The 24,846-nt window shown below is 70.2% G+C and carries 26 protein-coding genes; 12 read left to right on the plus strand and 14 right to left on the minus strand.

The genetic code is table 11. From position 1 onward, the window contains the following. Positions 1-20: 20 nt before the first annotated feature. Together budA and PA27867_RS01910 are read right to left on the minus strand one after the other, a co-directional pair. Entirely contained in the window at positions 21-749 is a 729-nt protein-coding gene (gene budA, locus PA27867_RS01905) for an acetolactate decarboxylase (protein ID WP_236900798.1), read from the minus strand. 28 nt (positions 750-777) lie between these two features. Beyond that, on the minus strand, positions 778-1,707 hold the full coding sequence (locus PA27867_RS01910) for a hypothetical protein (protein ID WP_066592457.1): 930 nt from the start codon (positions 1,705-1,707) through the stop codon (positions 778-780). A gap of 176 nt (positions 1,708-1,883) precedes the next feature. Here PA27867_RS01910 and PA27867_RS01915 point away from each other — a divergent pair, with 176 nt between their 5' ends. Both PA27867_RS01915 and PA27867_RS01920 read left to right on the plus strand, forming a co-directional pair. After that, positions 1,884-3,311 (plus strand): protein kinase domain-containing protein, encoded by a 1,428-nt coding sequence (locus PA27867_RS01915; RefSeq protein ID WP_066592459.1) that lies wholly within the window; start codon positions 1,884-1,886, stop codon positions 3,309-3,311. A gap of 178 nt (positions 3,312-3,489) precedes the next feature. Further along, positions 3,490-4,050 (plus strand): universal stress protein, encoded by a 561-nt coding sequence (locus tag PA27867_RS01920; protein ID WP_208857287.1) that lies wholly within the window; start codon positions 3,490-3,492, stop codon positions 4,048-4,050. 14 nt (positions 4,051-4,064) lie between these two features. Here the strand turns inward: PA27867_RS01920 and PA27867_RS01925 are convergent, their stop codons facing one another. Further along, entirely contained in the window at positions 4,065-4,352 is a 288-nt protein-coding gene (locus PA27867_RS01925) for a PLDc N-terminal domain-containing protein (RefSeq protein WP_066592460.1), read from the minus strand. A gap of 236 nt (positions 4,353-4,588) precedes the next feature. Here PA27867_RS01925 and PA27867_RS01930 point away from each other — a divergent pair, with 236 nt between their 5' ends. Further along, a complete protein-coding gene (locus PA27867_RS01930; protein ID WP_066592461.1) occupies positions 4,589-5,233 on the plus strand; it encodes a ScbR family autoregulator-binding transcription factor in 645 nt (214 codons plus the stop codon). Between the two features lie 12 nt (positions 5,234-5,245). Here PA27867_RS01930 and PA27867_RS01935 read toward each other — a convergent pair whose 3' ends face one another. The 4 genes from PA27867_RS01935 to PA27867_RS01950 form a co-directional block, all read right to left on the minus strand. Continuing rightward, complete coding sequence (locus PA27867_RS01935; RefSeq protein ID WP_066592463.1) at positions 5,246-6,460, minus strand: LCP family protein; 1,215 nt, start codon at positions 6,458-6,460, stop codon at positions 5,246-5,248. 89 nt (positions 6,461-6,549) lie between these two features. Continuing rightward, positions 6,550-7,962, minus strand: coding sequence for an NtaA/DmoA family FMN-dependent monooxygenase (locus tag PA27867_RS01940; RefSeq protein ID WP_066592466.1), 1,413 nt, complete (start codon positions 7,960-7,962; stop codon positions 6,550-6,552). Between the two features lie 172 nt (positions 7,963-8,134). After that, positions 8,135-8,803 carry a TetR/AcrR family transcriptional regulator gene (locus PA27867_RS01945; RefSeq protein ID WP_066592469.1) on the minus strand — a complete coding sequence of 223 codons (669 nt, stop codon included), beginning with the start codon at positions 8,801-8,803 and terminating at the stop codon, positions 8,135-8,137. Positions 8,804-8,954: 151 nt separating this feature from the next. Then, positions 8,955-9,386: an organic hydroperoxide resistance protein gene (locus PA27867_RS01950; RefSeq protein WP_066592473.1), complete on the minus strand. Its 432-nt coding sequence runs from the start codon at positions 9,384-9,386 to the stop codon at positions 8,955-8,957. A gap of 115 nt (positions 9,387-9,501) precedes the next feature. Here PA27867_RS01950 and PA27867_RS01955 point away from each other — a divergent pair, with 115 nt between their 5' ends. The 3 genes from PA27867_RS01955 to PA27867_RS01965 all read left to right on the plus strand — a co-directional run bounded on the left by PA27867_RS01955 (position 9,502) and on the right by PA27867_RS01965 (position 10,970). Next, a complete protein-coding gene (locus PA27867_RS01955) occupies positions 9,502-10,044 on the plus strand; it encodes a MarR family winged helix-turn-helix transcriptional regulator (protein ID WP_066592477.1) in 543 nt (180 codons plus the stop codon). A 68-nt stretch (positions 10,045-10,112) separates the two neighbouring features. Then, positions 10,113-10,481 (plus strand): GNAT family N-acetyltransferase, encoded by a 369-nt coding sequence (locus tag PA27867_RS01960; RefSeq protein ID WP_084020553.1) that lies wholly within the window; start codon positions 10,113-10,115, stop codon positions 10,479-10,481. Between the two features lie 75 nt (positions 10,482-10,556). Then, a complete protein-coding gene (locus PA27867_RS01965) occupies positions 10,557-10,970 on the plus strand; it encodes an Hsp20/alpha crystallin family protein (RefSeq protein ID WP_066592479.1) in 414 nt (137 codons plus the stop codon). Positions 10,971-10,995: 25 nt separating this feature from the next. Here PA27867_RS01965 and PA27867_RS01970 read toward each other — a convergent pair whose 3' ends face one another. Next, positions 10,996-11,427, minus strand: coding sequence for an arsenate reductase ArsC (locus tag PA27867_RS01970; protein WP_066592481.1), 432 nt, complete (start codon positions 11,425-11,427; stop codon positions 10,996-10,998). A gap of 154 nt (positions 11,428-11,581) precedes the next feature. Then, on the minus strand, positions 11,582-12,730 hold the full coding sequence (arsB, locus tag PA27867_RS01975; protein ID WP_084020554.1) for an ACR3 family arsenite efflux transporter: 1,149 nt from the start codon (positions 12,728-12,730) through the stop codon (positions 11,582-11,584). A gap of 96 nt (positions 12,731-12,826) precedes the next feature. Here arsB and PA27867_RS01980 point away from each other — a divergent pair, with 96 nt between their 5' ends. From PA27867_RS01980 to PA27867_RS01990, 3 genes are all read left to right on the plus strand, one after another. Then, a complete protein-coding gene (locus PA27867_RS01980) occupies positions 12,827-13,195 on the plus strand; it encodes an ArsR/SmtB family transcription factor (RefSeq protein WP_066592482.1) in 369 nt (122 codons plus the stop codon). Positions 13,196-13,239: 44 nt separating this feature from the next. After that, positions 13,240-13,428 (plus strand): hypothetical protein, encoded by a 189-nt coding sequence (locus PA27867_RS01985; RefSeq protein WP_066592484.1) that lies wholly within the window; start codon positions 13,240-13,242, stop codon positions 13,426-13,428. 393 nt (positions 13,429-13,821) lie between these two features. Next, on the plus strand, positions 13,822-14,601 hold the full coding sequence (locus PA27867_RS01990; protein WP_084020555.1) for a M23 family metallopeptidase: 780 nt from the start codon (positions 13,822-13,824) through the stop codon (positions 14,599-14,601). A gap of 26 nt (positions 14,602-14,627) precedes the next feature. On the opposite strand, the gene PA27867_RS01995 is transcribed toward PA27867_RS01990, so the two are convergent. From PA27867_RS01995 to PA27867_RS02005, 3 genes are all read right to left on the minus strand, one after another. After that, positions 14,628-14,996, minus strand: coding sequence for a CHY zinc finger protein (locus PA27867_RS01995; protein WP_236900799.1), 369 nt, complete (start codon positions 14,994-14,996; stop codon positions 14,628-14,630). Positions 14,997-15,118: 122 nt separating this feature from the next. Then, positions 15,119-15,967 carry a DsbA family protein gene (locus PA27867_RS02000; protein WP_167550813.1) on the minus strand — a complete coding sequence of 283 codons (849 nt, stop codon included), beginning with the start codon at positions 15,965-15,967 and terminating at the stop codon, positions 15,119-15,121. 254 nt (positions 15,968-16,221) lie between these two features. Beyond that, positions 16,222-17,547, minus strand: coding sequence for a GNAT family N-acetyltransferase (locus tag PA27867_RS02005; protein ID WP_066592490.1), 1,326 nt, complete (start codon positions 17,545-17,547; stop codon positions 16,222-16,224). A gap of 117 nt (positions 17,548-17,664) precedes the next feature. Here PA27867_RS02005 and PA27867_RS02010 point away from each other — a divergent pair, with 117 nt between their 5' ends. Then, a complete protein-coding gene (locus tag PA27867_RS02010) occupies positions 17,665-18,768 on the plus strand; it encodes a glycerate kinase (protein WP_066592492.1) in 1,104 nt (367 codons plus the stop codon). 272 nt (positions 18,769-19,040) lie between these two features. Here the strand turns inward: PA27867_RS02010 and xylB are convergent, their stop codons facing one another. Beyond that, a complete protein-coding gene (gene xylB, locus PA27867_RS02015) occupies positions 19,041-20,453 on the minus strand; it encodes a xylulokinase (protein ID WP_066598821.1) in 1,413 nt (470 codons plus the stop codon). Positions 20,454-20,957: 504 nt separating this feature from the next. On the opposite strand from xylB, the gene PA27867_RS02020 reads away from it, so the two are divergent. After that, positions 20,958-22,286 (plus strand): ice-binding family protein, encoded by a 1,329-nt coding sequence (locus tag PA27867_RS02020; protein WP_066592494.1) that lies wholly within the window; start codon positions 20,958-20,960, stop codon positions 22,284-22,286. Between the two features lie 173 nt (positions 22,287-22,459). Then, the gene (locus PA27867_RS02025) at positions 22,460-22,957 is read left to right on the plus strand and encodes a MarR family winged helix-turn-helix transcriptional regulator (RefSeq protein WP_066592496.1); all 498 of its coding nucleotides are present in this window, start codon (positions 22,460-22,462) and stop codon (positions 22,955-22,957) included. 470 nt (positions 22,958-23,427) lie between these two features. On the opposite strand, the gene xylA is transcribed toward PA27867_RS02025, so the two are convergent. Beyond that, positions 23,428-24,618, minus strand: coding sequence for a xylose isomerase (gene xylA, locus PA27867_RS02030; protein ID WP_066592498.1), 1,191 nt, complete (start codon positions 24,616-24,618; stop codon positions 23,428-23,430). Positions 24,619-24,846: the final 228 nt, after the last annotated feature.

Here is a 24,846-nt window from a genome sequence, read left to right on the forward strand (position 1 = left end):
ATCGAGCTTGTCGAGATCCGTTAGCGGTGGTTCTCGGTCTGCTCGACCTGGTCGGCGAGGTCGTCGGGGCTCAGCTCCGCGTTCTTGAACTCGGCGGTGAGCGGCAGCTCGAGGTGCAGGTCGGTGCCGATGCAGATGTCGATGGTGCCGGAGAGCAACTTGAAGTCCAGCACGTGGCCGCCGTGCCGACGGTCGGCGTCGATGTAGTGCACGTGCCCGCCGGGGACCCCGATGCCCTGACCGTAGAGCGGGGTGCGGAAACCCGCCACGACCCCGGCCGAGCGGCCGAACTCGATCGTCTTCTCGCCGCGGATGGCCTCCGACATGGGCTGGTACGGCTTCTCCTGCCGCTCGACGGCCCGCACCCGCACCCACTCGAACTCGCCGGTGAGACGCACGGCATAGAGGTAGTTGGAGCTCTGCAGGGTGTCGGTGATCAGGCTGACGGCCTCATCACGGGTCGCCGGCGTAGTGACCGGGATGCTCACCGTTGGACGGAACTCGGTGACGACGGCGAACGGCGTGCGTTCATCGCCCTCGGCCGGTGTCACAGTGCCGTCGGCGCGCATCCGGTAACAGACGCCGTCGAGGATCAGCATCTCGCCGTCGAGCGCGTTGAAGGTGCCGAGCCCGAAATCACCGTGTTCGAGCAGCGTGGCCACGGTGGTCTCGCCGTCGTAGATGCCGTCGAGCAGAGCGCTCATCAGGCTGGTCTGGTAGACGAGATGGCGGCCGGCAGATGCGTCCACGATGGTTCCTCCTGTGCGGGTCCGCTGCTTAGAGCGAGGGAATCAGTTCGGGCACCCGGCAGGGCTGGCCGTGGGCAAGGTTCAGGCAGGCGTCGAAGACGTCGGGGTACGGGTCGGTTCCGCCGGGGCCGAACCAGGCCGTGTAGAACAGCCAGAAGTTGAGGTTGCCGTGGGTGGAGCATCCGTCGCCGTCACTGTCGGGGTCGGCCAGGGCGGCCTCGTTCGGCTGGTACGGCGTGTAGTTGTACAGGTTGGCGGTGGCCTGATTCTGGATGTCGACGGTGCTGGCGCCGCACTCGGCGTCGGGGTTGTAGCCCACCTCGACGGCGCCGATCTTGTAGGCCCGATCGGGCTCCTGGGTGTACTGCCGGAACTGCCAGGCCGCGTTGTAGACCTGGTTGAAGAAGCCGAAGTAGTCCGCGTTGCAATCGGCGGTGTCGGGGCAGCCGTAACCCGTGGCACGCAGGTACCCGGACTCGGTGGGGCGGCTGAGCAGCGACTGCTCCTTCTGCAGCAAAACCAGCAGCACACGGGGGCTGATGCCGCAGGCCTCGGCGACCTTGCTGAGGATGCGGCTGGCGTGTTCATGGGCGGCGCCGGAGTACGCGGCGCAGTGGCCGGCCCCGGCGGCGGGCTCGTCGGTGGTGGTCTCGCGATACTCCCACAGGCAGGGGGAGGAATCGGTGCGGACGCAGCTGCGCGATTGCAGGAAGGTCTGGATCTCGGCTTCGGTCATGGCCGCGGCGTTGTAGAAGCTGAAGTCGCTGAGGATGCGTCCCGGTTCAAAACCGGCGAGGTCGATCGTGTCTGTGGCGACCGGGACCACCGGTGCGGCGGCGTCGGCGGTGGCCGGCTCGGCGCGGACGGCCGCGGTGATCAGCGCGGCACCGCCGAGGGTCACGACGAGAAGCGCGGCGGTGGCGAGCGCGGTCAAACGGTGGCGCTCGAAGAAGCTCATCCCGCCACACTATCGAAGGCGCACGGACGCGTGATGAGAGGAGCCTGCGAGGCGGGTGCAGCTGGGCTGTCAGCACGTGCATTACGGGCGTCTAACAATGCGCGAGGGCACCCGTAGGGGTGTGCTGGGCGGCGCATCCGCTTGGATATGATTACTCGTCAGGAAAGGCGGAAACCGTGCCGAATGGTACATCGACAGGCCTCCTGCGTGGGCGTTACCGGCTGCTGGAGTTGATCGGCCAGGGTGGGATGGGTGCGGTCTACAAGGCCACCGATGAGTTCCTGGGCCGCAACGTGGCCATCAAGATCTTTCTCGCCAACGCCACGGCCCCGGCCGACGTGCGGCGCCAGGAAGACGAGGTCAATATCCTCGCCTCACTCAGCCACCACAGTCTCGTCACGCTGCTCGACGCGGCCGTCGACCGCAGCGATCCCGCCCGGCCGCGCATCTACCTCGTCATGGAGCTCGTCGAGGGCGCCGACCTGCAGCGCAAGCTGGCCCGCGGCCCACTCCCCGTGCGGCAGATCGCCCAACTTGCTTACGACCTGGCCGAGGGCCTCGAGTACATCCACTCCCGCGGAGTCGTGCACCGCGACATCAAGCCGGCCAACGTGCTGCTCGTGGACTACAACGGCGACAACTCCCGCACCCGCGCGAAACTCACCGACTTCGGCATCGCGCTGCTCGCCGAGTCCGAGCGGTTCACCGCGGAGGGTTCCGCCACGGGCAGTGCCCACTACATGAGCCCGGAGCAGGCCAAGGGCGACCCGGTCGGCCCGGCCAGCGATGTGTACGCCCTGGGCCTCGTGCTGCTGGAGTGCTTCACCGGTGTGGTCGCGTTTCCCGGTGCCGCCGTGCCCTCCGCGCTGGCCCGGTTGATGAACGACCCGGAGATCCCCGCCACAGTGCCCGCCGCCTGGGCCGGCCTGATCGGAGCCATGACGGCCCGCGACCCGCGCGACCGCCCGCTCGTGCACGACCTGGTGCTGGCCATGCGTCAGCTGATCATCGGCGCCTCGGGGCGCCACCGCGCCGGCGCCCCCGTGCAGTTGGCAGCCACCCGGCCCATCGTGCGGCCCGGCGCCCCCGAATCCTCCGACGAGGAGGGGCGGATGACGGCGGTGCGGCGGTACGACCTGCTGGACACTCCACCGGACGGTGCCTTCGACCGCATCACCGCCCTGGCGGCCCGGATCTTCCAGGTGCCGATCGCGCTCGTGAGCGTGGTGGACTACGACCGGATCTGGTTCAAGTCCCGGCACGGACTCACCGTGGAACAGATCGACCGCGACGCGGGCCTCTGCGCCTCGGCGATCCTGCAGGCCGAACCGTGGGTGGTCACCGACGCCCGGAGCGACGCACGAGCTCTGGCGAACCCGCTGGTGGCCGGGGAGATGGGCCTACAGTTCTACGCCGGTGTGCCGCTGACCTCCAGGGATGGCCACAACCTCGGCGCACTCTGCCTCATCGACTTCGTGCCGCGCGAGTTCTCGCCCGCCGAGCAGGCCACCCTGGCGGATCTCGCGGCGATGGTGATGAGCGAACTCGAGTTGCGGCTGGACAGCCGCCAGGCCCTTCTCAACGGCCGCTCGCTGCGGGGCTGACCGCGCCGACGGCTGACCGCGACGCTCCGTCGCCCGGGCGGCGGGACCGGCTATGCCGGTCGGGGCGGAAAACTGCGGCCGGAATTGCGCCGGCCTCTTCCAGCGCCCGGCGCCGAGCGGTTGAATGGGGACACCACCGGAAGTCGGAGCGACCGCCTTCTGCGTGCGGGAGGTCATCATGGATGCTGACACGGGTATGAACGACAGCGCCGCCGAGCGAGAGCCACGGGCGCAGGCGGCAACGGGCGACGCGGCCGATGTGCACGCCGAGGCCGCGGCGCAACCGCCCCAGGAGCCCGGTCCTCGCGCGGGCATAGTGGTCGGGCACGACGGCTCAGCCGATGCCGACCGTTCCCTGGCTGTGGCCCTCGACCTCGCCGCCGGGCTCTCGGTACCCGTGACGATCGTGCGCGCCTGGTCGATCGACACCGCGCCCCGGCCGGCCAACTGGGAATTCGGCTACGTGTCGTCGTACTCCGACTACGAGGCCGCGGTGCGGAGCCGGCTAACGGCGGACACCCGCGCGGCCGTAGCGGCGCATCCAGGCCTCGACGTGGAGTACCGGGTGGCGTTGGGCGCGCCGGCCAAGACGCTCATCGAGGTGTCCAGGGGGTCGCGGATGCTCGTGGTGGGCTCGCGGGGGCGCGGCGGGCTGGCCGGGATGCTGCTGGGCTCGGTGAGCGAGCAGTGCGTGCGGCACGCGGACTGCCCGGTACTGGTGGTGCGCCCGCGGGTGTGACGCCCGAGCGGCTCTCAGCCCATCTGCAGGCGGTTGCCCACGGCGAACCAGGCCAACGCGCCGAAAACGGGGGCGAAGACCACGGCGAGCACCCAGCGTGAGCGGGCCGGTTCGCTGAGGTGCACGGCCTGAGCCACCTGCACGAGCGCGGCCACGACGAGCACGATCGCGCCCAGCGCGGCCAGAACCAGGAGGGTGAGGCCGATCAGTGCTCCGAGCTGGGCCCCATCGACCCCAGCGCCGTCGAGCACGTTCTCCCGCTCGGTGAGCGCCCCCGCGGTTTCGATAAACGTCTTGGTCACTGTCATTCGTCGGTTTCCCCTCGATCCCGGCAGATGGTGCCCGGCGTCATCGCGGGGCGGTCGTGCGGTGCTGCATTCGTGCGGTGATGGATGCTGTCGGCCGGGAGAACAGGTTCCCCCCGGAATATTCGCCCGGCCTTCCGAAAGCATACCAAACGGTATGATTCAATGTCGGACGATGACGCTATCGGTCCTGGCGTCTCCCCCCGGATGCCCGTCCCGACGCGAGGAGCATCATGACCAGGCAGGCCCGCGCCGTGGAAACCCGTGCGGTCATCATCCGTGCCGCCGCCGACGTCTTCGGTGTGCACGGCTACGGTGGCGCCTCGATGGCCGACATCTGTGAGGCCGCCGGCCTGACCAAGGGCGCGCTGTACTTCCACTTCGACTCCAAAGAGGCGCTGGCCTGGGGGGTCATCGACGCCCAACACGAGAGGGCACTCGCGCTGGGCACCGACCTGCTGCACAGTGACCAGCCCGGATTGCATGTCTTGATGCGCCTGACCTTCGAACTGGGCAAGCAGGTGCGCGAGGACGCGGTCTCGCGTGCGGGCATCCGGCTGACCCTGGAGTCGAGCAGTCTGTCGACGCCGGTCGTGACGCCCTACGAGGACTGGATGGCCGCCTGCGAGCTGCTGCTGCGCCGGGCAATTCTCGATGGTGACGTGCGCGCCGACCTCGACGTGGCTGCCGCCGCGCACTTCATCAGCCCGGCGTTCACCGGGGTTCAAGTGGTCTCCGGTGTGCTCACCGGACGCGCCGACCTCATGCAGCGGCTGGTGGAGATGTGGTCGTTCCTGCTGCCGAGCCTGGTCGTGCCCGAGCGCTGGGAGCAGTTGCGCCCCCTGGCCCAGGAGATGGCCGACCGCTGGGGCCGGTGAGGCTTCGGAGGATCAGCCGCTGAAGGCCTGGGCGCAGGACTGGTCCTCGGCAGTGCGGCCGGTGAGCCCGCTCAGCACCTCGGGGGCGGCCTCCACGACCGGTGCGTCGGATTCCACGGGAGTCTCGGTCTCTGCCGTCGGTTCCTCGGCGGGCTCCGGCTCATCGGTGGCGAGGGCGAACGGTTCGTCGGCGAGGATCTTGGCGAACATGGTGTCGGCAAGGTCCTGCAGGGGAACCACCTTGTTCGGGAAGTTCGGGTCCTCGGTGGTGCCCGGGTACTGCACAAAGACCAGGCGAGACAGGTCGATGTCCTTGAGCGCCAGGGCCATCGACACCATGGTGTCGGTGTGCGCCAGGTTTGTGGAGAGCTTGATGTTGGTGGCCGCCGCGGTGGCGAGAGAGAACAGCTTGGGCAGATCGGTGAAGGTGCCGTCGCCCTGCACGGTGCGCATGAGGGAGGCCAGGTAGATCTGCTGCGACGAGATGCGCGACAGGTCGCTGCCGTCGCCCACTCCGTGGCGGCTGCGGAGGAAGGCCAGGGCGGTGGAGCCCGAGACGACGCTCGTGCCGGCGGGCAGGTTGAGGTCGGCGAGCGGGTCGTCGATGGCTTCGGAGAGGCAGATCGGCACGCCGCCGACGGCGTCGCTCATGCGCACGACCCCGTCGAATGAGGCCAGACCCGCGAAGGGGATCTCCAGCCCGGTGAGGTTCTCGATCGTGCTCACGACGCAGGGCAGTCCGCCGCGGGACATGGCCTCGTTGACGGGTCGGGCCGACATCGAGCTGTATTCCTCGCCAGTGCTCATATCGGTGCAGCTGGGGTGCGCCACGATGAGGTCGCGCGGGATGCTCACGACGACGGCGTTGGTGTGGTCGGCCGAGACGTGCACCAGGATGTTGACGTCGTTGAGGGTGGAGTCACGTTCGCCGTAGGCGCCGCCCTGCTCGGTGTCGTTGTCGACCCCGACGATAAGGATGTTGAAGCCGGTCTCGTAGCTGCCGATGGACGGGGCGGCGTCGGGCACATCCGTGCCGTTGAGGTCGATGGAGTTCGCGGTGACGGTGCTGCTGAACTGCCAGAAGGCCAGCCCGGCCACCGCCACGCCGCTGACCAGGATCACGGCCAGGCTCAAGGCGACGAACGCGAGCGCGGTGCGCACCGGTCGAGCGGGTGCCAATCGGCCGTGTCGCGCGATCCCGGTGTGCTGCTGCCGTGGTCTGGCCATGGTCGGCCCCCCTCTTTTCCCGAACCCGGAGGCTAGCATCCCCTTCCTGGGGAAATGCCCGATGGGAGCGCTGAAGCCGGCCGTGAGTGCTACGGGATGGATGCCGGCAGTGGCGGGGTGACCCGGAACCGGGCGCCCGGGTGCTCGCCGGCCAGGTGCGGGTCGTCGGTGCCGGTGAGTTGCTCGCGCAGGGTGCCCGTGCCCGGCGCCGCGGGCATCCGGCCCCGGCGGCGGAGCTCCGGCACCACGAGCGTCGCGAAGTCCTCCAGGTCGGCGGGGTCGAAGATCGGCTCGAGGAGGAAGCCGTCGAGATCGGTGTCGTCCATCAGCTGCTCGAGCTGGTCGGCGACCTCGGTGGCACTGCCGACCACCTGGAAACCGCGGGTGCCGCGGCCCTTGAGCTGGTCGAGGATCTCCCGCACGGTGGGTGCCGGGCGTCCGTCGGTGCCGAGGAACCTGTCGATGTTGCTCTGGCCCATCTGGCCGGCCGGCCCCGCGCCATCCTGCAGCTGGCTGAGTGGCAGGGTCGGGTCGAGGGAGAGCAGGTCGATGCCCGTGTTGCCGGCGTAGAGCACGGCCACGACCTCGTCGGTCTGCAGCTCGTCGAACTCGCGGCGGAGCGCTACGGCCGCCTCGTGCGTGGCGGCCACCGTGACGGTGACCCCGACCATCACCCGGATGCCCTGCGGGTCGCGGCCGTTCTCGGCCGCGCGGGCGCGGATGTCGGCGACGTTCGCCCGGGTCTGCTCGACCGTGGTGCCCTGCACGAACACGCACTCGGCGTTGCGGGCGGCGTAGGCCCGGCCGCGGGCCGAGGTGCCGGCCTGGAAGAGCACCGGGGTGCGTTGTGGTGAGGGATCGACGGTGAAGTAGCCGGAAGACCGGAAATGCGTGCCCTCGTAACTGATGCGGTGCAGCTTGGCCGGGTCGGCGAAGACGCCGCCCGCCTTGTCGCCGATCAGGGCGTCGTCTTCCCAGCAGCCCTCCCAGAGGGTGAGCGCCAGGTCGACGTACTCGTCGGCCTGGTCGTAGCGGGCGTCGTGCCCGGTCATTTCCCTGTGCCCGAAGAGCTCCGCGACGGTGTTCTGCGATGCGCCGGTGACGATGTTCCAGCCGATACGCCCGCCGGTGAGGTGGTCGAGGGTGGCGAAGCGGCGGGCCGTCTGCACGGGGTGGTCGAGGCCTGTGGAGGAGGTGACGACGAAGCCGAGCCGTTCGGTGAGGTGGGCGAGGGTGGGGATGATCAGTGCCGGGTCGAGGGCCGGGAAGTTGATGCCGCCGCGCACCGCGAGGTCGGGCAGGTCGCCATCGATGGACGGGAAGCCGTACCCGTCGGCGAAGAACAGGAAGTCGAACCCGGCCCGGTCGAGCACCTGCGCGATGTGGATCCAGTGCTCCAGTTCGTGGAAGCGCAGCGAGTCGCTGCGCGGGTGCGGCCAGCTCAGGGTGCCGCCGACCTGCGGCCCGGCGACCTCGAAGACGCCCAGGTGCATTTGCTTCATGGTGGGATCCCGTCTCGTCCGGGCCCGTGTGACCCGCTGCACCGATTGAACCAAATGGTTCACAGCGCTGTCCAGCCACGAAACAGACTCTTAACATAGGCCGGGGGAGCAGTCGCCGCGGCTCGCTGCGCGGGTGCCGGCTGCCGGCGAGGGGCTGGTGTGTGGGTGCTGCTCAGTGCGCTGCAGCGAGGCGGATGCGGTCGAGCAGCGCGAGCGTGCCGGCCTGCGCGGCCTGGTTGACCGCGGTTCTGTCGCCGCCGCCGATGAGGGTGGCCTGCAGCCCGCGCCAGAGGGCGACGGTCTCGTGGGCGAACGACAGTGCCTCGGCGGCGGGCACGCCCTCCGCCGTGATCGCAGCGGCAACGTGGTCGACCCACTCGGTGCCGATGGTGCCGAGTAGGTCGGCGTAGCGGTCGCGTTCGAACCCGGCCAGGCCGAAGACCTGGAAGAAGAGCCGGTGGAAGGGCAGGTTTGCCGGGTCGGCGATGGTGGCCCAGGCGGCGGGGAGGCGCTCGCCGAGCGGCGCGACCGGGTCGTCGAGGCGCACCAGGATCTGCTGCATGCCGGGAAAGCGGGCCTCGGCCGCGGTGAGCGCGGCGACGATGATCTCCTCCCGGCTGCCGAAGTAGTAGAGCAGCATCCGGTTGTTCGAGCTCACGGCGTCGGCCAGGCGGCGCAGGGTGAGGTCGGCGATGCCGTTCTCGAGCACGTAGTCGACCACGCGGTCCAGCAGTCGCTCACGGCGGTCGGCGCCGCCGCTGCCGGGTGCCGCGCCGCCCGTGGTGCCGGCGGAGCTCGGGTGCTCGGGGGTGCTCGTGGTGCCGGACGGGCTCACTGTCATGCCTGTGACGCTAGGCCCTTCGCGGCCGGCGTGCCAACCGGCGCTCCGGGCCACCGGCATCCGCTGCCCCGGGATATCTGGTGCCGCAACGGACACATGCACCCGCGGCGAACCGGGTGCACGTGTCCGGATGGGGACCAGATGGGGAGGGTTAGTCCTCGTCGGTGACGACGCTCAGCACCACGTTGATGTTGCCGCGGGTGGCGCGCGAGTACGGGCACACGGCGTGTGCTGCCTCCATGGCGGCCTGGGCGGTGGCCGGGTCGGCGCCCGGGATCTGCGCTTCGATGGTGACCTCGAAGTCGAGGCCGGCGGCCATGCTGCCGACCAGGTTCACCGTGAGGGTCACGGCCGACTCGGAGACGTCGATCTTGCTCTGGCGGGCGGTGGCCTTGAGTGCGTTGTGGAAGCAGGCGGCCCAGCCGCTGGCGAAGAGCTGCTCGGGGTTGGTGCCCGGCCCGCCGTCGCCGCCCATGTCCTTGGGGATCGACAGGTCGAGGTCGAGCTTGTTGTCGCTGGTGACGACCTTGCCGGTGCGTCCGCCCCAGGAAGTGGCGGAGGCGGTGTAAATGGCGGTGGTCATGATTGTCTTCTTTCGGGTTGATCGGAGGACACTGGAGTCAGTGCTCGAATCGAGCACCTCTCCAAAGTGCTTCGTATTCGAAACAACTATACGCCCGCCAGCCGAAGGACCGACCATGGGAACTCCCGAACCCTCCATCTCCGCCGATGAGATGCGTGCCTGGGCGGCCCTCTTCGAGACCTCGAACATCGTGCAGTACGCGGCGGACCGGAACCTGCGCGACTCGGTGGGGTTGACGCTGGCACAGTTCGAGATCCTGCTGCGCATCGGCGAAGCCGGCACGGATGGCCGGCGCATGACGGATGTCGCCGACGCCCTCACGGTCTCCCGCAGTGGCCTCACCTATCAGGTGGGCCAGCTCGAGAAGAAGGGACTGGTGCGGCGCGAACCGGCCCCCGACGATGAGCGGTCGGTGATCGCCCAGATCACGCCGGCCGGACTGGACCTGTTGCGGGCGGGCGTCCCCGGGTATGTGAGCCTGGTGCGGGAGATGCTCTTCGATCGGCTCAGCCATGCCGACCTGATGACCGTCACCGAGATCCTCGATGACGTGAGGAAGCAGCTCAAGGAGCAGCCCAAGCGCTCCACGTTCCGGCGGGCGTCGCGCAAGACCGCCCCGGCTGTCAGCGGCGCGTCCGGGGCGGATGCCGTCGGCTGAGCCCGGCCGGAACCGCCCGACCTGACGGCGGTACTTGCATCCTCGCCCGCGATGGGCACACTGGGGGGATGAGTATCCCATCGAATCCCGAGGACGGTACCGGCAGCGGCGACGTGCGCACGGTGGAACTTGCCGAGGACGAGCGGCGTTACGTGTTGCTGATCGACGGCGAGCGGGTGGGCACCACGGCGTACGTGGACCACGGCGCTCAGCGGGTCTTCGTGCACACCGAGATCGACATGAATCAGTCGGGCAAGGGCTTGGGTTCGACGTTGGTGTCCGGCGCGCTCGCGGACGTGCGCGCACGCGGGCTGCGTGTGGTGGCGATCTGCCCGTTCACGGCCGCATACCTGCGCGGCCACCGCGAGTACGACGACATCGTCGACCCGGTCACTCCGCGGCTGAAGGCCGACCTGCGCGAGGCGCATCTGCTCTGAGCTGCGCCCTGCGGGGGCCGGAGGGCGGGGGTACTGTGTGCAGCGACAACCGGACCCGACCCAAGGAGATGCATCATGGCTGGTGGAGTAGCGCGGCGCGATCGATTCGAATTGCCCGACTCGGTGCGACGCTTTTTCGAGGGCGACTGGGACGCTGCCGCGATGCGCGTGGAGGAGTACCAGGAGGGCAGCACCCTCGTGGTGAAGGCCGAGATGCCGGGCATCGATCCGGAGAAGGACGTGGACATCACGGTGTCCGACGGGGTGCTGCACATCCAGGCAGAACGCCAGGAGACCACCGAGCACAAGGAGAAGGGCGGCTACCGCACCGAATTCCGGTACGGCTCGTTCGCCCGCGATGTGCCGTTGCCCAGCGGGAGCAAGGACTCGGATGTCTCGGCGAGCTACCGCGACGGAGTGCTCGAGGTGCGGGTGCCCGTGGCCGAGCAGCCCGCCACCAAGGCGAAGATCCCGGTCACCCGCGGCTGACCGGTGGCAGCATGCCGGCGCTGGGTCAGACGGTGGCCGGGAGGATCTCGGCGAGGAGCTTCTCGATGCGCGCCTTGATGTCGTCACGGATCGGGCGCACCGCGTCGATGCCCTGGCCGGCCGGGTCGGCCAGTTCCCAGTCCTCGTAGCGCTTGCCGGGGAAGATCGGGCAGGCGTCGCCGCAGCCCATTGTGATCACGACGTCGGAGTCCTTGACGGCCTCGACGGTGAGGATCTTCGGCACGTTGTCGGCGATGTCGATGCCATCCTCGGCCATGGCCGCGATGGCGACGGGGTTGATCTGATCCTTGGGCTCGGAGCCTGCGGAGAGCACCTCGACCTGACCGTTGGAGAGCGCGGCCAGGTAGCCCGCGGCCATCTGGGAGCGGCCGGCGTTGTGCACGCAGACGAACAGGACCGTGGGCTTGGCGGCGGGCGTCGTGTCGGTGTCAGGCATGGATGCGTCCTTCGCGTGGAGATTGATCGATACCTGTCAATATAGTGCGACGCGCACGCTGATCGGAATCGACGCTGGCGGCCACCGGCGTTTCCGGGGGATTTGTCACCGACCCGTCATTCGTCGTTCAGCTCCGGTTCATCCGCGCCGGGGGCTATGCGGGTCGGCGGCCCGGAGCCTGCGAGGATGCGTCGAGCGCCAAGTCTGGCTCGTTCGGCAAGTTCTCGGAGCGTTCCAGTGTCATCGGGCCGAACAACCGGGGCCGCAACCACAGCGCCACGTAGACGAGGGCGACGAGCGCCGGCACCTCGATGAGCGGGCCGACGATGCCGGCCAGGGCCTGGCCGCTGGTGGCGCCGAAGGTGCCGATGGCCACGGCGATGGCCAGCTCGAAGTTGTTGCCCGCCGCCGTGAAGGCCAGCGTGGCGGTACGGGCATAGGGCAGGCCCACCAGGCGGCCGGTCAGCATCCCCGCCCCGAACATCAACGCGAAGTAGACGAGCAGCGGCAGCGCGAAGCGCAGCACGTCGAGAGGCTGGTCGATGACTTGGCGGCCCTGCAGGGCGAAGAGCAGCACGATCGTGAACAGCAGGCCGTAGAGGGCGAACGGACCGACCCGGGGGAGGAATCGGCCCTCGTACCAGGCTCGGCCGCGGGTGGCTTCGCCGATGCGGCGGGAGAGGTAGCCGGCCACGAGCGGGATGCCGAGGAACACCAGAACGCTGGCGGTGATCGCCCCGACCGAGAACTCGGCGCTCGTGGTGGCCAGGCCGAGCCACGCGGGCAGCACCTGCAGGTAGAACCAGCCGAGGGCGGCGAACGCGAGTACCTGGAAGACCGAGTTGACCGCCACCAGGAACGCGGCCGCCTCCCGGTCACCGCAGGCGAGGTCGTTCCAGATCAGCACCATGGCGATGCAGCGGGCCAGGCCCACGATGATCAGACCGGTGCGGTATTCGGGCAGGTCCGGCAGGAACACCCAGGCCAGGGCGAACATCAGCGCCGGACCGACCAGCCAGTTGAGCACGAGGGAAGAGACCAGCAGGCGACGGTCGCCGGCGACGGCGCGCGCATCCGAGTAACGCACCTTGGCCAGCACCGGGTACATCATCACCAGCAGGCCGACGGCGATCGGAACGCTCACGGAGCCGATGGAGAACGCGTGCAGCACGTCGCCCACGCCGGGTGCGACGACGGCGAGCAACAGCCCGACACCCATCGCGAGGAGGATCCAGACCGGCAACAGTCGGTCGGTGCTGCCGAGCCGCGCGGGGGCGGATACAGGCTGGTCGTCGGTGGTCATGGAGCCCCATCAGAATGCGCCGAGAAATAGATGAACGTCGATATTGAGTGTGTCGATCACATCGATCGGTGTCAATTCACGTGGCAGACTGGAGCCATGGCGAACGTCAAACTTCTGCAGCACCCCGCGAACGCGGCCGTCGACGCCGACGCGGAATGCTGTGCGCCGCCGGTGCGCGAGGCGCTCGCCGCCGATGGCGCGGAGAAGCTGGCCAAGACCCTCAAGGCCATCGCGGATCCGGCCAGACTGCGACTGATCTCGATGGTGGCCTCGCACGACGACGCGGAGGCGTGCGTATGCGATCTCACCGAGCCGCTCGGCCTCAGCCAGCCCACGGTGTCGCACCATCTCAAGGTGCTGGTGGATGCGGGAATCCTGTCGCGCGACAAGCGCGGCACCTGGGCGTACTACCGCCTGGTGCCCGGGGCGCTTGATGCCCTGGCGCACTCCGTCGTCACGGTCTGAAGCCTTCCAGGCGTGCTGTGAGCGGGTGCCCCTAGGGTGGAGGCATGGTTGCCGACGGATCTGCCCGCCCGCCCCGCTGGACGACGCTCGTCGGCTGGGTGTGGTCAGTGGTCGTCCTCGGCCTTGGCGTGTGGGTGAGTGTGGCGACGGGCGAGTGGATCGCTCTGCTCTGTGCGGCCGGCCTGGTGATCCTGCCGCTCGGCGGACTGGCCCTTCGCGCCCGACGGTCGTAACGCTGCCCTGACCTCACGGCCGGCGGTCCTGTCGGTCGACGGTTGCTGCCGACTCGCACCGCGGGGTGACCGGTGACGCCGGTGGCGCGCCCGGATGCGTGCATATGCATGGATACACACGGGATACCCAGAAAAATGACGTAACGTCACTTTCTTGTACCCGGAGCCGAAGGCGTCGCCGTGGTGCTGGATCCGCCCTTCGGCGGGGTCGTCAGCGATCCTGCCCGTGCCCCGCTCTGCCGGGTGGTGCGCCGTGCCGTCATGCATCGTGCCGCCTGCGATTGAACCCTGAAGGTTGTGTGGATCCACGTCCCGATCTTGCTCCGACAGAAAGTTCTGCCATGCCCATTTCTCCCCCGCAGACCCGAGCCCACCACCCCATCGGGGAGGCCCATGCGTAGGCGCACCGGATTCATCGCCCCGCCCGCCCGCCGCTCGGCATCCGCCGGCCGTGGAGTGACCGCCGTGACGGCCATGACCTTCGTCGCCCTGCTCACGACCATGGGCGCCCTGCCCGCCCAGGCCGCGTACGTCGACGCCGACGGTGTTCCGGCGCGCTCAGTGGGGTCGGCCGCTGCCGGTACCCGACTCGCGGCCGAGCAGAGCGTCACGGTGACCGCCCAGGCGCCCATCGCCGTCGAGGTCGACACGTACTCTGCCGAGGTGCCGCCGCCGCCCGTGGTGGTCGCCCCCGCGGCCGCGGCCGCGCCCACCCCGGTGGCGGCGCCCGCTTCCGTCTCCGCCGATGTGGTCTGGCCGTTCCCCGGCGTCACCCGCATCTCCGACGGCTACGGCCCACGCAGCGCGCCCTGCAGCGGATGCTCGACCTTCCACGACGGCCTCGACATGAACCCCGGCGAGGGAACCCCGATCGGCTCCATCGCCGCCGGCGTCGTGAGCTCGGTTACCCCCTACGACGACGGCGGCTTGGGCGTGCACGTAATGGTCGATCACGTCGTGGACGGCCAGAACGTCACCAGCACCTACGGGCACATGCAGGCCGGCTCCGCCGCCGTGAGCGAGGGACAGTCCGTCTCGGCCGGTCAGCGGCTGGGCAACGTGGGGAGCACCGGCCAGAGCACCGGTCCGCACATGCACCTGGAGTTGCACCTCGACGGTGTCACCGCGATCGACCCCTACGCCTGGTTGGTCCAGCACGCGGGGCCGATGTAGCCGTTCGGCGCAGCCCGGCCGCCGCCTCAGGCGGTGGGCGGCGGAACCTGGAAGTACAGGTGGGCGTGCAGACGGCATCCGTCGTTGAAGGCCGCCCCGCAGCTCGGGCAACCCGAGACCGACCGGTACTCGTCGATCGCGAGCGCGTGCCCGCAGGCGCCGCAGAGGATCGCCCGCTCCGACCACTGCTCGGGCGCCCACCGCTCGAGCGGATGCGTTTCGGCGTCGGCATGGCACTGGAAGCAGGGGTAGAAGCGTTCGCAGCAGCGGAACTCGATCGCCACGATGTCGGTGGGCCCGTTGTAGTGCACGCACCGGGTGGCGTCGTCGACCACGGCGCCGTACACGTGCGGACGCTCCATGCGCTGGTCTCCGGCCCGCTCATCGTGCCGCATGGGTTCTCCTTCGGGGACCGGGGTGTCCACATAACTGCCAATGCGCACACGTGCACCCGGCGTACCGGGACCATGTGTCCGCACCGGCAACAGTAGCCGAGCCGGATGCGCTGCGGGGCCGGTTACTCGCCGGTGTCGGTTCCGGTGTCGCCGGTCGCGGTGGCCTGCTCCATGACGAAGGCCTCGAAGGCCGCGGCGTCGTCGAGCGCACCGGTGTACTGCACACCCTGCACGAGCACGGTCGGCGTGCCGGCCACGTTCTTCACGTCGGTGTTGGGCAGCGGGCCGGCCAGGGCGCGGTCGGTGGCGTCGCCCACCCAGGAGCCGAACTCCTGGTCGGTGATGCAGCTGGACACAGAGGCGTCGGTGACGCCGGCCTTTTCGACCAGGCTCACCAATTCGGCATTGGTGAGGCCGTCGGTGCCCTCGGTGGGCTGGTTCGCGAACAGTGCGGCGTTCACGTCGACGAAACTGTCCGGCTGGTAGTTCGCCACGCAAGCCGCGGCGTTGGCCGAGCGGGTGGAGTACTTGGTGCCGTTCGAGGACTGGTCGAGAATCGAGATCGGGTGCGTCTCGAGCGTGATGTTGCCTGCTGTGAGCCAGCTGCTCAGCTGGGCGCCGTTGGTGGTCTCGAACTGACCGCAGTACGGGCACAGGTAGTCCAGGTAGACCGTGATGTTCACCGTGCTGGTGAGCGCGCTCACGTCGGTGGGTGTGGGGTCGGCATCCGCCGCGGTGGCAGCGGTCGGCACGGCGGTGATGCTCGTGCCGTCACCCTGCATCAGCACGCCGTCGCTGGCCATGTTCAACGGGCCGGGAGACGGCGGCTTGACGCTGCCCACCACGACCATCGCCACGATGGCGGCCACGGCGATCAGCCCCACCCCGATGCCGCCACGCCAGTACCAGCGCCGGCGGGCGTCGCGCTTCTTCTGCTCCTCGCGCATCAGGCGGGCGCTCTCGCGTGCCACCTCGCGTCGATCCTTCTTAGGTGGGAGCGGCTGACCGGGGGTTCTAGCGTTCATTGACTGTGTGCCGTTTCGTCGGGAGTGATTCGAGCCCGACGCTAGCGACCGCGCCTATGAAGTCGATTGCCGGGTGCTGTGAGGCTGCTGGGAAGAGTAAGAACGGCAGGGCTGCCGTGCCGTTTGCCCGGGACGAGCCTATTCGCACTCCGGGGGCGGCCGGACCGCCATCGGGCCGGTCCGGCCGCCCCCGTACGGGCCTAGAACCAGGTGCTCAGGTGCGGCGCGTAGGCAGAATGCAGCGCCGTGTCCAGCCGGATGGCGGCATCCGGGGTGCGCTCGGTGATGCGGCCGGCGCGAGCGAGGTCGACCGCGCTCGTGCCGCCCAGGTACAGCGAGGCGAGGTCGGCCGTGGAGAGCGACACCTCCACGGTGCCCTCGGGTGCCGTGCTGTCGGTGAGCGGATGCGCCTGCCCCGACCCGTCGGCCGCCACCGTGAGCAGGAACCGGCCGGTGGCGAAGCCGAGGTCGTCGGTGACGTCGAGCAGGTAGTGGCCGGGGGCCGTGTACCGGCGTGCGGCCAGGGCGGCCGGCACGTCGAGGATTCGCAGCCAGAGGTGGTCGCGCTCGCCGGTCTTGCGCACGGCGCGGTGGTCGGCCACCTGCCAGGCCACGGGCTCGGAGACGCTGCGGAGCGGCGCGGCGATCTCGTCGACCATGTCCATCTCGATCAGGAAGCGCCAGAGCGCCGCATAGGCGTCGTCGGTGGCGGCGACGAGGTCGACCAGGGTGAGCTTGCCGGGGTGGCTGACGTTCTGCAGGGCGATCTCGTAGAGCGCGAAGCCGGCCATGGCGCCGTCGGCGTCGTCGTAGCGCACTGCGCGGATGCCGCGCTTGTGTGCCTCCGGCTCGTTGGGGAGCAGGCCCAGGGTGCGCTTCCACCAGATCTCGCGGCGGTCGACCTCGCCGGGGGAGCGGTCGCGGGTGCGTTCGAACACGGCGGGGCCGTCGGTCAGGAGCGACTCTGGGCTGACGAACTGCACCCGGCCGGTCGGGGTGGGGCCGGTCCAGCGCGCCCGGGCGGTGTCGACGCTGTAGGTGGACTGCCGCGCGGACGGACCGAAGCCGTACCGGCCGTAGATGGTGGCCTCCGACACGGTGAGCATCGCCATCGGCAGCCCAAGGCGCACGGCCGTGCGCAGTTCCGCCGTGAGCATGGCCCGCGCGATGCCCTGGCGCCGGTGGGTGGGCGAGACCGTCACCGAGCTGATCGCGTAGGTGCCCACGGCGGCGCCGCCGGGCACGGTGAGGTCCATCTGCCAGGACCGCACCGTGGCGACCGGGGTGTCGGGGTCGGCCTGGGAGGCATCCCAGACGCCGGTGACCCGGTCGGTGGCGATGTCTTCGACCTGCACCTCGAGGGTGCTCTCCGAGGGGGTGATCTCGTGGAAGCCGCGGGCATCCGCCAGCAACCAGCGCTTGAGGCCCGCCTCGTCGGCGGCGTCGAGCACGGCCAGGCGGAGGCCCTGCTCCTGCAGGGTGGCGGCGGAATCGGGGTCGATGGGCACAGACGTGTAGGCATTCACGATTCAAGCCTAGTCAGGCCCCCCAAGCCCTGCCTGGGTGTTCCGGACCGGCCAGGACGGCCGTGCTTGACAGCCGGGCCGGGCGGCGGTCAGGCTGGCGGGGGAGAGGCTTCGACGATGACACGCACGCGGCTGGTGATAGCGCCGGACTCCTTCAAGGGCACTGCCGGCGCCGCCGAGGCGGCGCGGGCGCTCGCCGCGGGCTGGTCCTCGGTGCGGCCGGACGACGAGCTGGTGCTGCTGCCCATGGCCGACGGTGGGGAGGGCACCCTCGACGCCTTCGAACTGGCCGTGCCCGGTGCCCGACGGATGCCCGTGACCGTTCCCGGCCCCGACGACCGGCCGGTTGCGGCCTCCTGGCTGCTGCTGCCGGACGGCACCGGTGTGGTGGAGCTGGCCTGCACCAGCGGCATCACCCTGCTCGATCCGCTGCGTCCACTCGACGCCCACTCGGCAGGCTTCGGCACAGCCCTCGCGGCCGCCCTGGCGCACGGCGTCTCCCGGCTCTACCTGGCGCTCGGCGGCAGCTCCTCCACCGACGGGGGAGCCGGGGCGCTCACGGCGCTGGGTGCGGTGTTCCTCGACGCCGCGGGGAAGCCGATCCGGCCCGGCGGCCGCGGCTTGGTCGACCTGGCCGCCGTCGACCTGAGCGGGCTGCCCGCCCTGCCGCCGGGTGGCGCAGTGATCCTCAGCGATGTCACCAACCCGCTACTGGGGCCGGCGGGCGCGGCGGCGGTGTTCGGTCCGCAGAAGGGGGCGGATGCGGCGGAGATCGGCCGGCTCGACGCCGGACTGGCCCGATTGGCGGCGCTGCTGCCCGTGGACCCGCAGACGCCGGGGGCGGGCGCGGCCGGGGGGACCGCGTTCGGTCTGCTGGCCTGGGGCGCCCACCTCGAGGCGGGCTCGGCCGCGGTGGGCCAGGCGCTCGGGGTGCCGGCGGCGGTGGGCGCCGCATCCGTCGTCATCACCGGCGAGGGACGCTACGACAGGCAGTCCGCTGCCGGCAAGGTGCCGTCGTATCTGGCCGGGCTCGCGGCGGCCGCCGGTGCCCCGGCACTGCTCGTGGCCGGCGCCATCGATGCCGGGGCCCTGGCGGCCGCCGCCGAGCCGTTCGCCCAGGCCGTGGCGCTCACCGACCTCGCCGGCGGAACCGCGGCAGCCCTGGCCGATCCGCTGGTGTGGCTCGAGGCGGCCGGGGCCCGGTTGGCGGGCAGGTTCTGAGGTTCTCCGCCCCGTCGATCGGCACCCTGCGGGTGCGACCTTGGCGTGTGGCCTGCAACGGTCTGGAACACGCGGTGCGCTCGCAGCGTGCATTAGTGCTCGCAGCGTGCGTCAACGCTCGTAGCGTGCGTTAGTGCGCGACATATCGCACGCCGTGAGCACTTTCACACGCTGCGAGCACTTTCGCGTGCCGCGTGCCGCGTGCCGCGTGCCGCGTGCCGCGTGCCGCGAGCCGCGACCCGGGCACGCGCACCGACCGCGCCCGGCCCGGGTCAGGCGCGGTGCGCGGCGTACTGGGCGCGGATCACCGGGTGGAAGTCCGGCGTGGGCTGCGAGGCGATGGCCACCGACCAGGTCGGGCGGGTGCCCGTGAGCGACCAGGCGGCCTGCGTCGCTCCGCCGTCGGCCACGTATTCGCCCGGCGTGGGCACGGCCACGGGCACCTCGAACACCTGCGCGGCGATGAGCTGCACGGCCTCATTCTGTGCGGCCCCGCCGATCAGCAGGATCCGCTCGACCGTGACGCCCTGGGCGCGCACCGCGTCCAGGCCGTCGGCCAGGCCGCAGAGCAGCCCCTCGATCGCGGCGCGGGCGAGGTTGGGCCGGGTGGTCGAACCGAGGGTCATCCCGAACAGCGAGGCGGTGGCATCCGGCAGGTTGGGGGTGCGTTCACCCTCGAAGTACGGCTGGAGTACGAGACCGTCGGCGCCCGGCTGTGCCTCCAGCGCCAGCTTGCCGAGCTCGGTGTGGTCCACACCGAGCAGGCCCGCGATCGAGTCCAGGATGCGCGCGGCGTTGAGGGTGGCGATCAGCGGCAGGTGCAGCCCGCTGGCATCGGCGAACCCGGCCACGGTGCCCGAGGCATCCTCGCTGGGCTGCTCGGTCACGGCGAACACCGTGCCGCTGGTGCCGATGGAGACGATGACGTCGCCGGCCGCGGCGCCGAGGCCGAGGGCCGCACCGGCGTTGTCGCCGGCGCCCACGCCCACGACGAGCCCGGCGGGAACCCCGGGCAGCGCCGCCGTGGTGCCGGCGGTGTCGCCCGGGCCGAGCACCCGGGGGAGCGCGGCGTCGTGGCCGAGCCCCAGGGCGAGCAGCTCACGGTCGTATGCGCCGAGCGCGGCCGAGTAATAGCCGGTGCCACTGGCATCCGACCGGTCGGTGCTGAGTTCGGTCAGCACCGGGCCCAGCTCGGTTTCGCCGGCGGGGCCGTAGCCGCGCAGGCGCCAGCTGAGCCAGTCGTGGGGGAGGGCCACCGCGGCGACCCGGGCGGCGTTGGCCGGTTCGGCGTCGCGCAGCCAGCGCAGCTTGGTGACGGTAAAGGAGGCCACCGGCACCACGCCGGTGCGACGGGCGTATTCGGCGGCGCCGACCTCGTTGATCAGGTCGGTCGCGGCCTGGGCGCTGCGGGTGTCGTTCCAGAGCAGGGCGGGGCGGATGACCCGGCCGTCCTCGTCGAGGACGACCATGCCGTGCTGCTGCGCGGCCACCGAGACGGCGGACACATCGCCAAGGCCGCCCGCCTCACGGATCGCCAGGAGCAACGCATCCCACCAGGCGGCCGGGTCGACCTCGGTGCCGGCCGGGTGGCTGGCCTTGCCGGTGCGCACGAGCGCTCCCGTCTCGGCGTCCCGAACGACCACCTTGCAACTCTGTGTCGACGAGTCGACTCCGGCAACCAGCATGATGAACTCCAAACTAGAAAAAGCAGCGGTGGGTGAGCACAACTCCTGCAATTCCTGTCGGGGCCGGATGCCTGCCCCGGTTTTGCGGGGGTGGGCGGCGCGGGAGGAGAAAATTGCAGGAGTTATGCCACCACCCACGGGCTGGGCGGCGTCTTCGCCGCCGGTGCCCGGGGTGATTCACAATAAAATGTTCTGGGTCTAAACATATTCGGTCGGGGGCGGATGTTCAAACCTTCCGGTCGCCGTTTCGCCGCGGATTTCCGGTGCGGCGGGGCCGGCCCGACGGCGCCCCCGGCTGCCGCATTGGCTGGTCCGCAGACGCTGCGCCCGGGACTCCAGCGGTACCGCTCCCGCATGGTGTGAGGGCCCGCTGGCCGATTGTCGTTTAATTTATGAGCTACTTTCTTCTTTTCCCGCCCGTTCTGGGGTAGCTTTGCGTAACGGGGAACACGGGGGGTCATCGACGTCCCAGCGAGTGGCTCTCCCTCGCAGTCAGGCACCGCAATGGCCACAACGTCCCCTCGACGCTCCCTGGTACGAACGGTGAGCGGCCTCGGCCTCACCGCAGCCCTCGTCTTCGGCGCCGCTTCGTCAGCGTCCGCGGCCGTCACCACCGACGGCCCGATCAACCTGGGCACCGCGGCAAGCTACGGCGTCCTCGCCGCCAGTGCCGTCACCAACACCGGCCCGACGGTCGTCAACGGTGACCTCGGCATCTCGCCCGGCACCGCGATCACCGGGTTCGGCGCCGCGCCCAACGGCATCGTCAACGGCACCGTGCACGCCACCGATGCCGCGGCCCTCCAGGCCCAACGCGACACGACCACGGCCTACAACGTCGCCGCCGCGCTCACGCCCACGACCACGGGCATCAGCGAGCTGACCGGCCTCTCCCTGACCCCCGGCGTCTACACCGGCGGCGCACTGGCTTTGTCGAACAACGGCTCCCTCACCCTCGCGGGCGCCGCGAACTCCGTCTGGGTCTTCCAGGCAGCCTCGACCCTCACCATCGGGTCGGCGACGCAGATCATCATCACCGGCGGCGCGAGCGCCTGCAACGTGTTCTGGCAGGTCGGCAGCTCCGCGTCGATCGGCACCGGCGCGGCCTTCCAGGGCACCATCCTGGCGCAGCAGTCCATCACCGCCACCACGAGCGCCACCATCGTGGGCCGGTTGCTCGCCCGGTCCGCCGCGGTCACCCTCGACACCAACACCATCACCGCTCCCATGGGCTGCGCCGCGCCGGGCACGCCGGTCGGTACGACCGCACCCACCATCACCTCGGGCGCACCGGCGGACGCGACGGAAGGCACGCCCTACTCACACACCGTCACCGCGACGGGCACCCCGACGCCCACCTTCACCGTGACCGCCGGCACGCTGCCGGCCGGCCTCACGCTGGACGAAACCTCCGGCACCATCTCCGGCACCCCCACGACGCCGGGTTCGACGACCTTCACCGTCTCGGCCGGCAACGGCACGGCCCCGGATGCGACGGCCGACTACACCGTGACGACCACGCCGGCCGCCGTGGTCACGCCGACGCCGACTCCGACTCCGACTCCGACAGCCACGCCCACGGCGACTCCTACTCCTACTCCGACTGCCACGCCGACACCCACCAGCACTCAGCCCGCGCCGCTGGTGCCCACGCCCACCAACAGTGCCGCCCCCGGCGGGGGCGGCCGTGGTGCCGGCCAGGGCATGCTGGCCGAGACCGGCACCAATGCCACCCCGGTTCTCGTGGTCGGCGCACTGGTCGTTCTGGCCGGCATCGCCTTGGTGACATTCGTGGGCCTGCGTCGCCGCCACGCACGCACGAACAACCAGTAGCGCACCGGGTGCCGTCGTCTCGCGGCGGCACCCGCATCCGCTCCCGTGCTGGAGTGCCGTGAGACGAGTTGCGTCCAACACGCGACGCGGGCGGCCCCGGTGTGCTTCTATGAATACCCTGCGGATGTTCATCGTTTATGTCGGATGCTCGCGGACCCACTCGAAAGGTCCTCATGAGCGGCTCTGCTTCCGCCGTCGAATCCGGTGATATCCCGTCGGCTCCCGTGCCCAACGGTGTCATCGACGCGTTCTACCTGCTGCAGAACGCCGAGGCGCTGCACCAGTCCCGACTGCGTGAGCGGCTCAACATCGGCGCCAATGAGCTCGGCGCCCTGCAGTTCATCTCCCGCCTGGCGATTCTCGGCCGGGACGTGCGCGCCCTGGACGTGGCGCACAGTCTGGGTGTGACGAGTGGTGCCACGTCGGTCATCCTGTCGCACCTGGTGAAGCTGGGCTATCTCACCCGCACGGCCAATCCGCGGGACGGGCGGGGCAAGCTGCTGCACCTCAGCCCCGCGGCCACGAGTGCCGTGAGCCACACCCTGGATGACAGCCAGTCCGTGCTCAGCCTGCTGGTGTCCGGGATGTCGCTGCGCGAGGCCAAGCGGATTGTGGTGCTGCTCACGGCGGTGACGTCCGCGCTCGACGACGGCGCGCGCCCCGCCGCGTAGCTGCCCTCCGCCCTCGCGCGGGTCAGGCGCCGCTGCGCCCGTGGCGTGCCGCCCGCGTTCCGGCGCGGAGCCCGCGCGTCGGGGACGGGGCATCCGGATCGCCCGCGGAGCGGCAGCTTGCCCGCGAAGTGGCGCTTCTCCCGCGAAGCGGCGCTTCTCCCGCGAAGCGGCGTCTTGCCCGCCCTGGCGTCCGCATTGTGACCGGTAAGACTCTTGGCGCGGGTCAGGCGCCGCTGCGCCCGTGGCGTGCCACCCGCGTTCCGGCGCGGAGCCCGCGCGTCGGGGATACGGCATCCGGAACACCCGCGGAGAGGCGCGGTGCCCGAGCCTAGGGGATGCGGCATCCGTCGGATGCGGCGGCCGGCGAGCCCGCCCACGGGCACCGAGCCCACCCACCGGCGCCGCACACGCAGAACCCCGGCCAGGTTTCCCTGGCCGGGGCGATGGTGCGAGTGAACTAGCGGATGCGGTTAGCGGGCGCCGAGCAGGTGCTCGAGGGCCAGCTGCTGCAGGCGGACGAAGCCGAAGCCCTTGCCGCCGAAGTACTCCTCCGGGGCGAAGTCCTCGTAGGCCGAGGTGTCGGCCAGGAAGTCGTCGTAGCTCTCGCCCTCGGACAGGGTCGGCACCGACAGCTCCGGAACGCGCGAGGCAGCGAGCTGCTCCTGCACCTCGGGGTCGGCGCGGAAGGCCGCGGCGCGCTCCTTGAGCAGCAGGTACGTACGCATGTTCGCGGCGGCGGAGTCCCAGACGCCCGTGATGTCCTCGGTGCGGCTCGGCTTGTAGTCGAAGTGGCGCGGGCCGTCGTAGGACGGTCCACCGTTCGGGCCGCCGTTTTCGAGCAGGTCGACGAGGGAGAACGCGTTCTGCAGGTCGCCGTGGCCGAAGACCAGGTCCTGGTCGTACTTGATGCCGCGCTGGCCGTTGAGGTCGATGTGGAACAGCTTGCCCTGGTAGAGCGCCTGGGCGATGCCGGCGGTGAAGTTCAGCCCGGCCATCTGCTCGTGGCCGACCTCGGGGTTGACGCCGACGAGTTCGGGGCGCTCGAGGGTGGTGATGAACGCCATGGCGTGACCGACGGTGGGCAGCAGGATGTCGCCGCGGGGTTCGTTGGGCTTGGGCTCGATGGCGAAGCGGATGTCGTAGCCCTTGTCGGTGACGTAGTCGCCGAGCAGGTTGACGGCCTCGCGGTAACGGTCGAGGGCCGAACGGATGTCCTTGGCCGCGTCGTACTCGGCGCCCTCGCGGCCGCCCCACATGACGAAGGTCTTGGCGCCGAGCTCGGCGGCGAGGTCGAGGTTGCGCAGCACCTTGCGGAGGGCGAACCGGCGCACGGAGCGGTCGTTCGAGGTGAAGCCGCCGTCCTTGAAGACGGGAGCGCTGAAGAGGTTGGTGGTGATCATCGGAACGATCACGCCGGTGTCGGCGAGCACCTGCTTGAGGCGGTCGATCTCCTTCTGGCGGGCGGCATCCGTGGAGCCGAAGGCGAAGAGGTCGTCGTCGTGGAAGGTGAGGCCATAAGCGCCCAGCTCGGCCAGTCGGGTGACGGCCTCGACGGTGTCGAGCTGCGGCCGGGTCGGCCCGCCGAACGGGTCAGCCCCGTTGTAGCCGATGGTCCACAGGCCGAAAGAGAACTTGTCGGCGGGGGTGGGGGTGAGGGACATGTTCGGTGCTCCGATTCAGCTTCATTGGCGATTTGTTGCAATTACCAACATATTACACACGACGAGGGCATTCGTACAGACGCTGCTCTGCATCGTTGGAAAATGCCCGGCCACAACTTATTCGCCCAGACGCCGAGTGTGCCTCAGGAATGGCCCTCGCGCCGTCGAACGGTTTCGACGATTCCCTCCACAAATAGACCGGGAGGCCACGGAAGCAGTGTTGTGAAC

It is taken from the genome of Cryobacterium arcticum (genome assembly GCF_001679725.1).
Taxonomy (GTDB): Bacteria; Actinomycetota; Actinomycetes; order Actinomycetales; family Microbacteriaceae; genus Cryobacterium; species Cryobacterium arcticum_A.